Origin of the sequence: Clavibacter michiganensis, assembly GCF_016907085.1 — a bacterium.
Classification (GTDB): Bacteria; Actinomycetota; Actinomycetes; order Actinomycetales; family Microbacteriaceae; genus Clavibacter; species Clavibacter michiganensis_O.
Genome location: NZ_JAFBBJ010000001.1, coordinates 2,382,861 through 2,396,952, shown reverse-complemented (window position 1 = coordinate 2,396,952; position 14,092 = coordinate 2,382,861). Strand labels below are relative to the sequence as shown.

Below are 14,092 nucleotides of genomic sequence, written 5' to 3'. Positions count from 1 at the left end.
CCGCGATCACCAGGAGAAGACAGTGTCGTCTATCGAGATCATCCCCCTCATCGGCCTCGTCGTGATGTTCGTCATCGCGACCGTGTTCCCGATCAACATCGGCTTCCTCGGCTTCATCGGGGCCTTCCTCGTCGGCGCCATCGCGTTCGGCTACGACGACAAGGAGATCCTCGAGGTCTTCCCGTCGTCGATCGTGCTCACGATCATCGGCGTCACCTACTTCTTCGGCATGGCGAAGCAGAACGGCACCATCGACCTGATGGTGAGCGCCTGCATCCGGGCCGTGCGCGGGAAGCTCTACCTGATCCCGTGGGTCTTCTTCCTGGTGGCCGCGTTCCTCACCTCGCTCGGCACGTTCAGCCCGGCCGCGGTCGCGCTCATCGCCCCCGCCGCCATGGCCTTCGCGGGGCGCACGCGCATGAGCCCGCTCGTGATGGGGATCATGACCATCAACGGCGCCCACGCCGGCGCCTTCTCGCCCATCTCGGTCTCGGGCGTGCTGGTGCGCGACATCGTCGAGGGCAACGGCCTGACGCTCGACCCCTGGCAGCTGTTCTTCTCGAGCTTCGGGATCAACACGCTCCTGTCGGTGCTGACGGTCGCCGCCTACGCCATCACGAGCCGTGTGAAGACGCTCGAGTACACGGCCACCGGCAGCGTCATGACCATCGAGGACGACACGGTCGACGCCGACCACGTGCCGCTCACCCGGGTGCGGATGCTGACGCTCGCGCTCATCGCCGCGATCCTCGTGATCGTGCTCGTCGGCCACCAGCCGATCAGCTTCGTCGCCATCGCCGCGGGCGTGATCCTGTCCTTCACGGATCTCAAGAACACCAGCCGCTCGATCGCCGGCATCAGCTGGCCGACCGTGCTCCTCGTGGGCGGCATGGTCACGTACATCGCGATGCTCCAGGAGCTCGGCGTGATCGACGACCTCGCCGACATGGCGCTGCTCATCGGCGCCCCCGTGGTCGTGGCCCTCGTGCTCTGCTACGTGATCGGCGTCTCCTCGGCCTTCGCCTCCTCCACGGCGCTGCTGGCGGCGATCATCCCGCTGTCCCTGCCGCTGCTGCAGCTCGGCGAGCTGCCCGTGGTGGGCGTGGTCGCGGCGCTCTCGATCGCGGCCACGGTGGTCGACGTCTCGCCGTTCTCCACGAACGGCGCGCTCGTGCTCGCCAACGCGCAGGGCATCGACCGGACCGTCTTCTACCGGCAGCTGCTGCTCAACGCGGGGGCGGTGGTGGCCATCGCCCCGCTGATCTGCTGGGTGCTGCTGGTGGTCGTCCCGAACGCCTTCGCCTGATCCGACCGCACGCGCCTCCCGCTTGAGTGCGGGGGAGGGAGAGTGGAGCATGACCGCACCGATCCGCATCGCCGTCCTCGACGACCACCAGGGCGTGTCCGCTCGTCTCGCCGACTGGGGATCGATCCCCGGGGCCGAGGCCACCGCGTTCCGCGCGCACCTCGGATCCGCCGAGGAGGTGATCCAGGCGCTGCAGCCCTTCGACGTCGTCGTCGCGATGCGCGAGCGCACCCGCTTCGACGAGGCCGTGCTCTCCGCCCTGCCGGAGCTCCGCCTCCTCGTGACCACGGGCCGCGCGAACGCCGCCATCGACCTGGGGGCTGCGGCACGCGCCGGGATCCTCGTGTCGAGCGGCGCGACGGGCGGCACCTCGGGCGCCGCCGAGCTGACGTGGGCGCTGATCCTCGCCGCGCTCCGGCACGTCCCCGAGGAGGACCGGCGCGTGAGGGACGGCCTCTGGCAGGGCACCGTCGGCGGCGACCTGGCGGGCCGGCGGCTCGGGATCGTCGGCCTCGGCGCCATCGGCGCGCGCGTCGCCCGGGTCGCCCTCGCCTTCGACATGGAGGTGGCGGCGTGGAGCCGGCACCTGGATCCGGAGCGGGCGCGCGCCCTCGGCGTGATCCCGGTGGGCAAGGACGAGCTCGTCGCCACCGCCGACGTGCTCAGCGTGCACGCGAAGCTCGACGCGGCGTCGGCCGGGCTCATCGGCGCTGCGGACATCCAGGCGATGAAGCCCACGGCGATCCTCGTCAACACCGCGCGCGGACCGCTCGTCGACGAGGCCGCGCTGCTCGCGGCCCTGCACGCGGGCCGGATCGGCGGCGCCGCGCTCGACGTGTTCGACCGCGAGCCGCTGCCGCTCGACTCGCCCTGGAGGTCGGCGCCGCGCACCGTGCTCACGCCGCACCTCGGCTACGTGACGGAGGACACCTACCGGCGCTTCTTCGCCGAGGCGCACGAGAGCGTGGCCGCGTGGGTCGCGGGAGCGCCGATCCGGCTACTCGGCTGATCAGCCTCGGCGGATCAGCGGCGACGGGCTCCCGCGGTCGTCCCGCCCGATCCCAGCACGAACCGCACCAGCCGCGTCACGCTCTCGGCGTGGTCGCCCTGCCGGCCGAGCACGCGCAGCACGATGACGCCGAGGATCGCCTGGCCGAGCTCGTCGACGGGCGCGTCGGCGGGGAGCTGGCCCGCGCGGATTCCCGAGGCGAGGCGCTCGGACAGGTCGCGGTCGACGCCGAGGCTCGCGCTCAGGCTGTCGCCCACGGCCTCGTCCTCGGCGGCGGCCGCCACGAGCGAGCGGACGAGCGGGCCGCCGGTCGGGGCGTCGAGCACGGCGAGCACGTCCGTGAGCCAGCGCTCGATGTCGGCGAGGAGGTCGCCCGTGTCGGGCACGGCGAACTCGACCGGCATCAGCCGCCCCTCGGTCATGCACTCGGCGATGAGCGCGCCGCGCGACGGCCACCACCGGTAGATCGTCTGCTTGCCGACGCCGGCCTCCTTGGCGACGCCCTCGATCGTGAGGTGGTCGTAGCCGACGGCGTGGATGAGGCGCACGGTCGCCCCGAGGATCGCCTCGCGGGCCGCTTCGCTGCGGACCCTCCCGGTTCGGTGCTCGTTCACCTGCACAGGGTAGCTCCAGAAACTAGACGAGACGTAGCGTATCGTCGAAACGTCTGAGGGAGATGACATGGCGTCAGTGCTGTACCGGCTCGGTTCGATGGCCGCGCGTCGCGCGTGGCTCGTGATCGTCTCGTGGGTGGTGATCCTCGGGATCGGCGTGGGCTCGTTCCTCGCGTTCGCCGGCACCCTCGGCAACAGCTTCGACATCCCGGGCACCGCGTCCGGCGCCGTCACCGACGAGCTCGCGGAGACGCTGCCCGACACCGCGGGCGGCACCGGCACGGTCGTCTACCGCACCACCGACGGCTCGGCCTTCACCGACCAGCAGAAGCAGGACATCTCCGCCCTCGCCACGAGCGCCGGCGACCTCCCGGGCGTCGCGCGCGTGGTGGATCCCTTCGCCGTCACCCAGCAGCGCGCCGACCAGGCCGCGCAGCTGCAGAGCGGCGACGACCAGATCACCGCGGGCCGCACCCAGCTCGACGCCGCGCAGCAGCAGCTCGACGCCGGGAAGGCGCAGCTCGACGCGGGTCAGCAGCAGCTCGCCGCCGCGCGCCAGCAGGCCGAGGCCGCGGGCGCTCCGGCCGCGCAGATCGCCGCGCTCGACGCGCAGCAGGCCCAGCTCGACCAGCAGACCCAGGCCCTCCAGCAGCAGCAGGCCACGGTCGACTCCTCGCGCGCGCAGCTCGACTCCGGCGCCGAGCAGGCCGAGCTCGGCCGCACGCTCCTCGGCCTCACGGACGGCATCGGCGTCGTCTCCGCGGACGGCTCGACGGCCATCGTCAACGTCTCCTTCACGGATCCGCGCCTCGAGCTCTCGGAGGAGACCAAGGAGTCCGCGATCGCGCACTTCCAGGACTCCCCCGTCGCCGGCACGAGCGTCGACTTCGCGACCGACCTCGCGCAGGGCGTGCCCGAGATCTTCGGCATCGGCGAGGTCGTCGGCCTCGTGTTCGCGGCCATCGTGCTCATCGTGATGCTCGGCACGCTCATCGCCGCCTCGCTCCCCATCGTCACCGCGGTCGTCGGCGTGGGCGTCGGCGTCACGGCGTCGCTCGCGTTCTCCGGCGTGGTCGACATGGCGTCGGTGACCCCGGTGCTCGGCGTGATGCTCGGCCTCGCGGTCGGGATCGACTACTCCCTCTTCATCGTCAACCGGCACCGGAAGCAGATGCTCGCCGGCACGGGCGTGCGCGAGTCGATCGGGCTCGCGAACGGCACGTCGGGCACGGCGGTCGTGTTCGCGGGATCCACCGTGATCGTCGCGCTCCTCGCCCTCAACATCACCGGCGTGCCGTTCCTCGCGCTGATGGGCACGGTGGGTGCGGTGTGCGTGCTCGTGGCCGTGCTCGTCGCGATCACGCTGACGCCCGCGGTGCTCGGCCTCGCCGGAATGCGCGTGCTGCGGAAGCGCGACCGGGCGGCGGCGGCCGAGGCCGGATCCGCGGCTCGCCCGCAGGAGGCCGCGAAGACCCTGAAGCCCATGTCGAACGCGCGCGCCGTCCTCACGGTGCTCGGCACGGTCGTCGCCCTCCTCGTGATCGCCATCCCGAGCCTGTCGATGCGGCTCGGCCTGCCCGACGGATCCAGCGAGCCGGCCGGATCCACCAGCCAGCGCGCCTTCACCACGGTCGCCGACGAGTTCGGCGAGGGCGCCAACGGCCCGCTGCTCGTGGTCGCGGACGTGCCCGCGGGCATCGCCGACGCGGACCTCCTCGCCACCCAGGTCGACGTCGCGCAGGCGCTGCACGACCTCGACGACGTGGTCGCCGTGGCGCCCGTCGCGAACACCGACGACGGCACCGTCCTCGCGTTCCAGGTGCTCCCCCAGGAGGGCCCGAACAGCGCGTCCACCGAGCGGCTCGTGCAGGACATCCGCGCGCTGCCCGAGCTCGACGGCGGGATCACGCTCGGCGTCGCCGGGCAGGCCGCCACCAACATCGACATCTCCGAGGCGCTGGCCGCGGTGCTGCCGCTCTACCTGCTCGTGGTCGTGGGGCTGTCGCTGCTGATCCTGATCGTGGTGTTCCGCTCGATCCTCCTGCCGCTGATCGCGACCGGCGGGTTCGTGCTGTCGCTCTTCGCGACCTACGGCCTCATCGTCGCGGTGTTCCAGTTCGGCTGGGGCGCGGGGCTCATCGGGCTGGAGAGCCCGGGGCCGATCCTGAGCTTCCTGCCGGTGATCCTCGTCGGGATCCTGTTCGGCCTCGCCATGGACTACCAGCTGTTCCTCGCGAGCGGCATGCGCGAGGCCTACGTGCACGGTGCCGAGGCGCGGCTCGCGGTGGTGCAGGGGTTCCGGGCGGGGCGCGCGGTCGTCACGGCGGCGGCGCTCATCATGGTGTCGGTGTTCGGCGGGTTCGTGTTCTCGGAGTCGACCATCATCCGGTCGATCGGCTTCGGGCTCGCGTTCGGCGTGCTGCTCGACGCGTTCGTGGTGCGGATGCTGCTGATGCCCGCGCTCATGCACCTGCTCGGCCGCTCGGCCTGGTGGCTGCCGCGCTGGCTCGACCGGATCCTCCCCGACGTCGACATCGAGGGCGCCGGGCTCGACCGCACGCACCCGCACGCGGCGTCGGCGGGGGCGGATCTCCCGGCCGGCCTCCCCGCGGACGGCGGGCACGGCGCGCACGCGGCCCCGCCCACCGCGTCGACCATCGAGGCGGAGACGGCGGCGGTCCCGCGCGACTGAGCGCGCGGCCGGTATCGTCGGAGCGGGCTCACCGTCGTGCCCGGGAGGCGAGCACCATGACCACGTCCGATCGCCGACCGGGAGCCGCCGACGCACCCGCCGACGCACCCGCACCCGACCGCCTGCCCGTCGTCGTGGTGGGCGCCGGCGTCATGGGCGCGCTCTGGATCCGCATGCTCGCCGACTCCCCGCACGCCGAGCTCGTGGGCGTCGTCGACCTCGACGTGCCGCTCGCGGAGTCCGCCGTGCAGGCCGCGGGGCTCGAGGGGATCGCCGTGGGCGCGTCCGTCGCCGAGGTCGCCGCGCGCTCCGGCGCCCGGGCCGTGGTGAACGTGACCGTGCCGCAGGCGCACCGCGCGGTCAACGAGCAGGCGCTCCGCGCGGGCCTGCCCGTGCTGTGCGAGAAGCCGCTCGCGCCCACCGTCGCGGAGGCGCTCCGCCAGGTCGCCCTCGCCGACATCACGGGCGGCCTCCTCATGGTCAGCCAGTCGCGCCGCTACTTCACCCACCTCACGGCGTTCCGCGAGGCGGTCGCGCAGGTCGGGCCGCTCGCGGTCGTGCACGCCCAGTTCCTGCACGAGGACCACGAGCCGGGCTTCCGCGAGCAGATGGCGCACCCGCTGCTCGTCGACATGTCCATCCACCACTTCGACCAGCTGCGGTACGCAACGGGCGAGGAGCCCGTGGCCGTGCGCTGCAGCTCGTGGAACCCGCCGTGGAGCTGGTTCGCGGGCGACGCCGCCGCGACGGCCGACTTCGAGCTCGCGTCCGGCGCCCGGTTCGCGTACGTCGGCAGCCGCTGCACGCCCGGCATGCCCACGTCGTGGAACGCGGACTGGCGCGCGTACGGCGAGCGCGGCGCGGCGCACTGGGACGGCGACGACGTCGTCGGCCTCGACGTCCCGGGCGCCCGGTTCGACGTGCCCGAGCACCCCGAGGGCATCGCGGCGTCGCTCGAGGAGTTCGTCGGATCCCTCCGCGCCGGCACGACCCCGCCGACGGAGGTGCGGCACAACGTGCCCAGCCTCGCGATGGTCGAGGGCGCGATCCGGAGCAGCGAGCGGGGCGGCGCGCGCGTCGTCATCGCCGACCTCCTCGAGGACGCGCTCGCCCAGGCGATCGCCGACGAGCGGAGCCCCGACGTCGCCGACCTGCTGCGCTCCTGGACGAGCGCGGCGGACGGCATCCGCAGCCAGGCCTGGGGATCCGCCCCGGCCGCCCCGCCCGCGGCGACCGCCTCGCGCGACGCCCGCTGACCGACAGCCCGCCTCACGTGCGGCGCCGTCCCCTCCCGCCGCGGCAGGCTGGCACCGACCGCCCCTCCCCTCCGTCTCGACAGAAGGAAGCCCGATCATGAGCGACAGCACCGCCCGCATCCCCAAGCCCGAGCACCCGCGCCCGCAGTCCACGCGCCCCGACTGGCTCAACCTCAACGGCCCGTGGCAGTTCGAGCGCGACCGCGGCGACAGCGGGCTCGAGCGCGGACTGCTCGAGCGCGATCTCGCGGAGGAGATCCTCGTGCCGTTCGCGCCGGAGTCCACCGCGTCGGGCATCGGCGACGTCGACTTCCTCACGGCCGTCTGGTACCGCCGCACCGTGCGCATCCCCGCGGGCTGGAGCGGCCGCCGCGTCCTCCTCCACTTCGGCGCCGTCGACCACGACGCGACCGTGTGGGTGGGCGGCGAGGAGGTCGCCCGGCACCGCGGCGGCTTCACGTCGTTCACGGCGGATCTCGGCGTGCGGGCCGACGAGGAGGAGGAGCTGACCATCGTGGTCCGCGCCCGCGACACCCGCGACGAGCCGCAGGCCCGCGGCAAGCAGGCGACCTGGTTCGAGAACACGTCCTGCTTCTACACGCGCACCACCGGGATCTGGCAGACGGTGTGGCTGGAGCCGGTGCCCGAGGCGCACATCCGCTCGGCGCACATCGAGCCGCAGCGCGCGGACTCCTCCTTCACCGTCACCCCGGAGCTCTCGCACCGTACCGCCGGCCTCGCGTTCGAGGCCGTGCTCGCGGACGCCGCCGGCGAGATCACGCGCTCCCGGATACCGGCGGGCGACCTGGGGGCGCGCGTCACCCTCCGCATCCCCGAGGATCGCGTGCGCGAGTGGTCGCCCGAGGATCCGCACCTCTACGACATCACGCTGCGCTTGGTCGACTCCGACGACCGCGTGGTCGACGAGGTCGCCTCCTACGGCGGCCTCCGCTCCCTCGCGATCGACGGCTGCGACGTGCTCCTCAACGGCCGCCGCGTCTTCCAGCGGCTCGTGCTCGACCAGGGCTACTGGCCCGACACCCTCATGACCTCCCCCGACGACGCCGCCCTCGTCCGCGACATCGAGCTCTCGATGGCCGCGGGATTCAACGGCGCGCGCCTGCACCAGAAGGTGTTCGAGGAGCGGTTCCTCTTCCACGCCGACCGGCTCGGATACCTCGTGTGGGGCGAGTTCGGCGACTGGGGCGCGGGAGGCGGCCTGGGCAAGGACGCGCAGCAGCCGACGGCGTCGTTCATCACCCAGTGGATCGAGGCGGTCACGCGCGACCGCTCGCACCCGTCGATCGTCGGCTGGTGCCCGCTGAACGAGACGTACCAGGCGATCCACGACCGCATCACGCAGCTCGACGACGTGACCGCGGGCATGTACCTGGCCACGAAGGCGGCGGATCCGTCGCGTCCCGTCCTCGACGCCTCCGGCTACTCGCACCGCGTTCGCTCCTCCGACGTCTACGACTCGCACTCCTACGAGCAGGACCCGGACGCCTTCCGCCGCGAACAGGCGGGCCTCGCCGACGGCCGGCCGTTCGTCAACGACCTCGACGGCCGCGCGATCTCCGTGCCCTACGCCGGCCAGCCCTTCTTCGTCTCCGAGTACGGCGGCATCTGGTGGAACCCGGACGAGATCGACCGCCCGCAGGCCGACGCCAGCGACCCGGCGCGCGCCGTCTCCTGGGGCTACGGCGAGCGCGTCGCGAGCGTCGAGGAATGGCACGCCCGGTTCCGCGGCCTCACCGAGGTGCTGCTCGGGGATCCGCTCATGTTCGGCTACTGCTTCACGCAGCTCACCGACACGTTCCAGGAGCAGAACGGCATCTACGACTTCCACCGCCGGCCGAAGTTCGACATCGCCCGGATCCGCGAGGTGCAACAGCAGCGGGCGGCGTACGAGGAGCGGGACGACGAGGCGTAGCCGCACGCTCCCCGCACGACGAGAGCCCGCCCCCGCGATCACATGGATCACGGGGGCGGGCTCTCGTCCGGGGCGAGGCCGCATCACCTCCCGGCGAGCGACCCGCCGATCCCGCCGACGCTGAAGTACTTGTTCAGCAGGGCGAAGATCAGCACGGGCGGCAGCATCATGATGACCGCGACCGCCATCACCGAGCCCCAGTCGGCCGCGTTCTGCTGGAAGAACGTGTTGAGGCCGATGGGGAGGGTGTACTTCGTGAAGTCCTGCAGGAACAGGAGCGCGATCAGGTAATCGTTCCAGGCCAGCAGGAACGAAAAGATCGCGGTGGAGAGGATGCCCGGCAGGGAGTTGCGCAGCACCACGTGCACGAAGCCGCTGAATACGCTCGCGCCGTCCATCCACGCCGCCTCCTCGAGGGTGATGGGGATGGAGTCGATGTACGCCGCCATCATCCAGATCGCGACCGACATGGTCGAGCCGATGTAGATGATCGCCACGCCCTGCAGCGTGTTGATGAGGCCCATGGCCGAGAACGTGATGAACAGCGGGATCGCCGCGGTCACCACCGGCAGGGCCTGCACCACGAACAGCACGAGCGAGTACCCGGAGACGAGCTTCGACCGCGAGCGGCTGAGCACGTACCCGGCGGGCGCCGCGATCACGACCGAGACGACGACGGTGACGAGCGCGACGATCAGGCTGTTGCCGAGCCAGATCATCACGTCGGTGCCGCCGAGCACGCGCTGGAAGTTCTCCAGCGTGAATCCGGTCGCCGTGGAGTTCTGCCCCGGCTGGGTGGAGAGGAACAGCACCGCGAGGATGGGCGTGATCACCACGAGCGTGATGACCGCGATGAGCAGGAAGCGCCACCACTGGCCCTTCTGCTCGCGCTGCTTCGCGGAGGTCCGCTTGACGTCCCCGACGGTCGCCGAGGTGGCGCCGCCGACGGCGAGTGCCTGGCTCATTCGATGTCCGCCTTCTTGATCTGCCGGTACAGCAGCGTCGACACGATGACGAGCACGGCCGTCATCATGAACGCGACCGCCGTGGCCGGGCCGGTCTGCAGGTTCTGGAACGCCTGCTGGTACGCCAGCACGATCAGCGACGTCGTCGCGTTCACGGGACCGCCCTGCGTGAGCAGGAAGATCGTCGGGAAGTCGTTGACGCAGAAGATCGTCATCAGCACCCAGCTGATGTACGTGGTGCGGGAGATGATCGGGAGGGTCACGCCGCGGAACGCCTGCCACGCGTTCGCGCCGTCCATCTTCGCCGCCTCGTAGACGTTGGTGTCCACCGACGCGAGCGCCGAGGACATCATCATCAGCATGAACGGGAAGCTGATCCACACCTTGAAGACGCAGACCACGACCTGCGCCAGCACCGGATCGCCGAGGAAGTTCGCGTCGGGGAACCCGAGCCTCTCCAGGATGATCGGCACCGGGCTCTGCGGCGTCGCCACCAGCCAGTTCCACGAGGTCGACGAGACGACCACCGGGACGATCCACGGCAGGAGCAGCAGCACCTTGAAGAACCCGTTGGCGGGGATCCGGGTGCGCAGCAGCAGCGCGAGCGCGAGCCCCACGAGCCACGACCCGAAGACGCCCACGACCGTGAACACGATCGTGAAGGTGGTCGCGTTGCGGAACGACTCCGAGGTGAGCACGTTCGCGTAGTTCTCGAGCCCGACGAACGGCGTCTGCCACGGCAGCGTCGACGGCGTGCCCCGCTGGAGGGACTGCAGGAACGAGTACACGACCGGATAGACGTTGAGCAGGATGAGCAGGAGCAGGGACGGCAGCGCGAACAGCGCCAGCGTCTTCCCCGCCCGGCCGAGCGGCGTCTTCCCGCGGCCCTTCCGCGGCGCGCTCGGCGGCCGACCGGGGCCGGCCACGCCGACGCCGCGGCGGGCCAGCCCGATCTTGTCGGCGACGCGGGTGTCGACGGCCATCAGATCACCCCGTCCACGTCATGCCCTCCGGATGCGCGCGCATCAGGCGCCCGCCTCCAGCTCCTTCTGCAGCGTCTCGAGGGCGGCCTTCGCCGTGACCGTGCCGCCGAGGACCGCCTGCGCGAACGAGATCGTCGGCTGCGTGCCGTCGACCTTGGTCACGTTCTGGAAGACCGTGTTCGAGCCCGGGGCACCCCAGGTCTTCGAGATGGGCTGCCAGTCGTTGAGAATCTTCGTGGTGTTCGGGTCGTCCGCGTACGCCTCGTCGGCGATGGACTTCAGCGGCGGCAGGCCGATGCCGGTCTGCTTCGTCCAGAGCGACTTCATGTTCTGGTAGTAGTACGTGAGGAACGCCTCGCTGTTCTCCTGGCTGGGCGTCGACTTGTACATCATGATGTTGTTCGGGAAGTAGAGCGCGCCCTTCTCGCCGCCGGGGCCCACGAGCGGGTCGCCGACCACCATCTGCGCCGCGGTCTCGGGCGTCACGTTCGCCGTGGCCCCCGCGCCGTCCCAGAACATGCCGAACGTGCCGGCGTCCATCTGCTGGTACGCGTTGTCCGAGGTGTAGGTGGCGCTGCGGGGATCCACGTAGCCGTTCTTCACCATGCCGAGCACCCACTCGACGGCCTGGATGTTGGCCTCGGTGACGACGTCCGGGTTCTGGTCGGCGTCGAAGAGGCCGCCGCCGTTGTTGATCATGTGGGCGACGATCTGGTGGAAGCCGGTGAACGCGCCGGCGCCCGAGCGGGTGCCGTAGCCGTAGACGCCGATCTTCTTGAGCGCGGCGCACGCGGCCTCGTAGGAGTCCCAGTCGGTCGGCACGTCGGCGCCGGCCTTCTCGAGGAGGTCCTTGCGGTACCAGTACATGCGCATGTCGAGGTTGTACGGGACGGCCGCGTAGCCGTTGGCCGTCTTCAGGGTGTCGACGAGGCCGGGGAGGAAGTCGTCGTAGATCCCGTTGCCCTTCCACGTCTCGATGAGGTCGTCGGCGTACGCGATCTTGCCCTGCGACTCGAAGAGGAACGCCGTCGTCCCGCCGCCCGAGCTCACGGCCGGGCCGTTGTTGGCGGCGACCGCGGTCGAGAAGGTCTGCGTGAAGTTGGCCCACTGGACCTGCTGGTAGCTGACCTTGCCGAACCCGCTCGCGGGCTTGTACGCGGCGGAGATCACCTTGTCCTCCGTGAGGAAGGCGGGCGCTCCCCAGGGCATGTTCCAGAACTTGAGGTCGCCGGCGGCGCCGCTCGCGCCTCCGCCGCCGCCGCTGCATGCGGCGAGGAGGCCGACCGCCGCGGCGCCGACGCCCGCGCTCAGGAGGGATCGTCGGGTGAGGCCGTTGCCGAAGGCGCTGGATGACTGCTGTGGCATTTCTGACTCCGTTGTCCGGTGGTGCTGTGTGTGGTGGAAGGGAAGGGGCTGGGTCTAGGGGCGCGCGTCGGCGGCGAGCGCGGGCGCGGCGGCGAGGAGCGAGCGGAGGTCGGCGACGTCGTCGGGCACCTGCCGTCCGTGGGCGCCGTCGCGGGCGAGGCGCATCGCGGTGCGGTGGCCGGACTCGAAGACGACGGGGAGGTCCTCGCGGCCGGCGGCGTCCGTGACGCTCGCGCGCCCGGGTGCTGCCGTGCCGGGCGCGGGGAGTGCGACGTGCGCGGCGCGGTCGCCGACGACGAGCCGGAAGGTCGCGCACGCGTGGGCGTGGGCCGTGACGACCGCGCTCACGATCACGTGGACGCCCGAGGCGGTCTGGCCCGAGAGCATCAGGTGGTCGGGGGTCCGGGCGAGCGGCGCCAGCTCGGTGAGCGGGGATCCGACGAGCACCTGCGCGGTGAGGGCCAGCGCGCGGGCGGAGCCGGCGAGGTCGTCGGTCGCCGCGACGGTGGCGCGCGCCTCGAACAGGGCGCCGGGGGCGGCGAGGCGGTGGATCCGCGGGGCGACCCGGCGCACGGCCTCGTCGTGCCGCCACGGCACGTCGAGCACCACGGGGACGCCCGCGGCAGCGAGGTCGGCGAGGTCGGCGTCGGCCACCGGACCGGGATCGAGCACGAGGAGGGCGCGGGCACCCGATCGGGCGGCGTCCGTCGCGCGGCCGGCCCAGCCGGCGTCGCCCGCGACCACGACCACGTCGCCCGCGTCGTCGGTGCGGCGGAAGGACTCGGGCAGCGAGGCGAGGGTCGCGACGGCCGCGTGCGCGTGGGTCGCCGAGGCCGCGGGATCGATGCGGAGGGTGAGGGCGGTCATGCCGCGACCTCCGTCCGGGTGGCGTGTGCGTCGGATCCGCCCTCGGTCGCCGCGGGGACGACGCCGCCCGCGCGGATGATCGCCGCGCACTGCTCCGCGATGTCGGTCGCCAGGTCGAGGTCGGCGAGCTGCACCTCCATCGGCACCGGCGCGGTCCGGCCCGTGATCACGTCGTGCACGTGCTCCCACTCCCCCATGTAGCCGTTGTCCGCGTACGGGCCCCAGCCGGTGGTGCCGCGGACGTCCGTGAGGGTGGCGGTGCTGGATCCGGCGTGCACGTAGGAGAGCGAGAAGTCGAGGTGGAGGGAGCGGTCACGCGCGACGGCGTCGAGCGTCCACTCGGGATCCCACGATGCGCCGCCGATGCCGTGGATCTCGAGCACGCTCTCGCCCACCATCGCGACGATCTCGTAGCCCCACGGCCGGAGGGCGCGCGCGCTGAGCACGCGCGGGCGGGCGTCGGGCAGGAGGCGGCGCGCGAGCGGGAGGTCGTGGATCGCGAGGCCGAGCACGCCGCCGGTGACCGCGAGCGCCTGCGCCTCGAGGTCCGGCTCGCCCGCGATGCGCGGTGCGGGGCGGCCGACGATCTCGGTGGCGGAGTCCTCGGAGTCGGGGTTCGGCGGGATGACGGCCGAGATGCGGACGGTGTGCGGCGCGCGGCCGGAGGCGTCCCAGGCGTCGGCCGCGGCGATCCACGCGGGGTCGAACGCGTGCATCGTGCCGACGATCACGGGCACGCCGTGCTCGGCGGACGCGCGGGCGATGGCCCGGCCCTCCTCGGCGGAGACGGCGAGCGGCTTCTCGCAGAGCACGGCGCGCTTGCCGGCGCGGCACGCGGCGATGACCTGCTCGGCGTGGAAGCGGTTCGGGCTGCCGATGACGACCACATCGACGGCGGGATCCTGGATGAGCGCGTCCGCGTCGGTCGAGTGGCGGGCTCCCACGCGGGCGGCGACGCGCTCGGCGACGTCCGCGTCGACGTCCATCACGTGGACGACCAGGAACCGGTCCGCCATGCGCGCCAGGGTCGGCAGGTGGATGGCCTGCCCGACCGGTCCGGCCCCAATGAGGCCCACACCGAACACCTCTTCGCCCACGACGC

11 protein-coding genes are annotated in these 14,092 nt (G+C 72.1%); 5 read left to right on the top strand and 6 right to left on the bottom strand.

What is annotated here, in order from left to right; all coding sequences use genetic code 11:
* The first annotated feature begins 22 nt into the window (after positions 1-22).
* Both JOE38_RS11240 and JOE38_RS11235 read left to right on the top strand, forming a co-directional pair.
* A complete protein-coding gene (locus tag JOE38_RS11240; RefSeq protein WP_204576361.1) occupies positions 23-1,306 on the top strand; it encodes an SLC13 family permease in 1,284 nt (427 codons plus the stop codon).
* Between the two features lie 49 nt (positions 1,307-1,355).
* Positions 1,356-2,315 (top strand): D-2-hydroxyacid dehydrogenase family protein, encoded by a 960-nt coding sequence (locus JOE38_RS11235; protein ID WP_204576359.1) that lies wholly within the window; start codon positions 1,356-1,358, stop codon positions 2,313-2,315.
* 14 nt (positions 2,316-2,329) lie between these two features.
* Here JOE38_RS11235 and JOE38_RS11230 read toward each other — a convergent pair whose 3' ends face one another.
* Positions 2,330-2,929: a TetR/AcrR family transcriptional regulator gene (locus JOE38_RS11230; RefSeq protein ID WP_307838866.1), complete on the bottom strand. Its 600-nt coding sequence runs from the start codon at positions 2,927-2,929 to the stop codon at positions 2,330-2,332.
* 67 nt (positions 2,930-2,996) lie between these two features.
* On the opposite strand from JOE38_RS11230, the gene JOE38_RS11225 reads away from it, so the two are divergent.
* The 3 genes from JOE38_RS11225 to JOE38_RS11215 all read left to right on the top strand — a co-directional run bounded on the left by JOE38_RS11225 (position 2,997) and on the right by JOE38_RS11215 (position 8,810).
* A complete protein-coding gene (locus tag JOE38_RS11225) occupies positions 2,997-5,621 on the top strand; it encodes an MMPL family transporter (protein WP_204576355.1) in 2,625 nt (874 codons plus the stop codon).
* 56 nt (positions 5,622-5,677) lie between these two features.
* Complete coding sequence (locus tag JOE38_RS11220) at positions 5,678-6,877, top strand: Gfo/Idh/MocA family protein (protein WP_204576353.1); 1,200 nt, start codon at positions 5,678-5,680, stop codon at positions 6,875-6,877.
* A gap of 97 nt (positions 6,878-6,974) precedes the next feature.
* A complete protein-coding gene (locus JOE38_RS11215; RefSeq protein WP_204576351.1) occupies positions 6,975-8,810 on the top strand; it encodes a glycoside hydrolase family 2 protein in 1,836 nt (611 codons plus the stop codon).
* 83 nt (positions 8,811-8,893) lie between these two features.
* Here JOE38_RS11215 and JOE38_RS11210 read toward each other — a convergent pair whose 3' ends face one another.
* Genes JOE38_RS11210 through JOE38_RS11190 form a run of 5 tightly spaced genes read right to left on the bottom strand, consistent with a single transcriptional unit; the run spans position 8,894 to position 14,087 of the window.
* A complete protein-coding gene (locus JOE38_RS11210) occupies positions 8,894-9,775 on the bottom strand; it encodes a carbohydrate ABC transporter permease (protein WP_086521426.1) in 882 nt (293 codons plus the stop codon).
* Positions 9,772-10,758: a carbohydrate ABC transporter permease gene (locus JOE38_RS11205; RefSeq protein ID WP_204576350.1), complete on the bottom strand. Its 987-nt coding sequence runs from the start codon at positions 10,756-10,758 to the stop codon at positions 9,772-9,774. Before JOE38_RS11205 ends, JOE38_RS11210 begins: the two co-directional genes overlap by 4 nt.
* A gap of 42 nt (positions 10,759-10,800) precedes the next feature.
* Positions 10,801-12,123 (bottom strand): ABC transporter substrate-binding protein, encoded by a 1,323-nt coding sequence (locus JOE38_RS11200; protein WP_204576348.1) that lies wholly within the window; start codon positions 12,121-12,123, stop codon positions 10,801-10,803.
* Between the two features lie 54 nt (positions 12,124-12,177).
* Positions 12,178-12,990 carry a hypothetical protein gene (locus JOE38_RS11195; protein ID WP_204576346.1) on the bottom strand — a complete coding sequence of 271 codons (813 nt, stop codon included), beginning with the start codon at positions 12,988-12,990 and terminating at the stop codon, positions 12,178-12,180.
* A complete protein-coding gene (locus tag JOE38_RS11190) occupies positions 12,987-14,087 on the bottom strand; it encodes a Gfo/Idh/MocA family protein (protein WP_204577189.1) in 1,101 nt (366 codons plus the stop codon). The genes JOE38_RS11195 and JOE38_RS11190 overlap by 4 nt, the downstream gene beginning before the upstream one ends.
* Between the last annotated feature and the right edge of the window lie 5 nt (positions 14,088-14,092).